The sequence below is a fragment of the Sphingomonas sp. 10B4 genome, assembly GCF_035019905.1.
GTDB lineage: Bacteria > Pseudomonadota > Alphaproteobacteria > Sphingomonadales > Sphingomonadaceae > Sphingomonas > Sphingomonas glacialis.
In genome coordinates, this window is sequence record NZ_JASJVC010000179.1 from 1 (window position 1) to 641 (window position 641).

A 641-nucleotide genomic window follows, 5' to 3' on the forward strand; every position below is an offset into this window, starting at 1 on the left:
GATCGGGGCCCTCTTCATATCGTTGTCGTCGTTGATCAGGCGGTGGTGATCTCGCCGGTTTCGGGGTCGATGATCTCGGTGGCCTGGTTTTGCTCCGCCCTGGCGGCGGAGCGTCGACGCCCGGCGGACTGCTTCAGCCGGTAGCTGTCGCCGTTCATCGTCAGGATGCTGACGTGGTGGGTGAGCCGGTCGAGCAGCGCACCGGTGAGCCGCTCGCTGCCCAGCACCTGGGTCCAGTCCTCGAACGGCAGGTTGGAGGTGACGATCGTGGAGCCACGCTCGTACCTTTGGGAGAACACCTCGAACAGCAGCTCGGCGCCAGTGGGCGACAGCGGCACATAGCCAAGCTCGTCGATGATCAGCAGCTTCACCGCTGCAAGGTCGCGCTGCATCTTCAGCAGGCGGCGTTCGTCGCGCGCTTCCAGCAGCTGGCTGACCAGCGCGGCTGCGGTCGTGAACGTCACGGTAAAGCCCTTCTGGCAGGCGGCCAAGCCGAGGGCGAGCGCGACATGCGTCTTGCCCGTGCCGCTGTTGCCCAGCGCGATGATGTTCTCGCGCCGCAGGACATACTCACAGCGGGCAAGCTCCAGGACGAGCATCTTGTTGAGGCTCGGGATGGCGGTAAACTCGAACGTGTCGAA

General features: G+C 64.9%; 1 protein-coding gene. It reads right to left on the reverse strand.

All coding sequences use genetic code 11. The features are described from left to right. Positions 1-35 precede the first annotated feature (35 nt). A partial coding sequence (istB, locus tag QN347_RS19360) for an IS21-like element helper ATPase IstB (RefSeq protein ID WP_323494341.1) occupies positions 36-641 on the reverse strand: 606 nt, incomplete at its 5' end.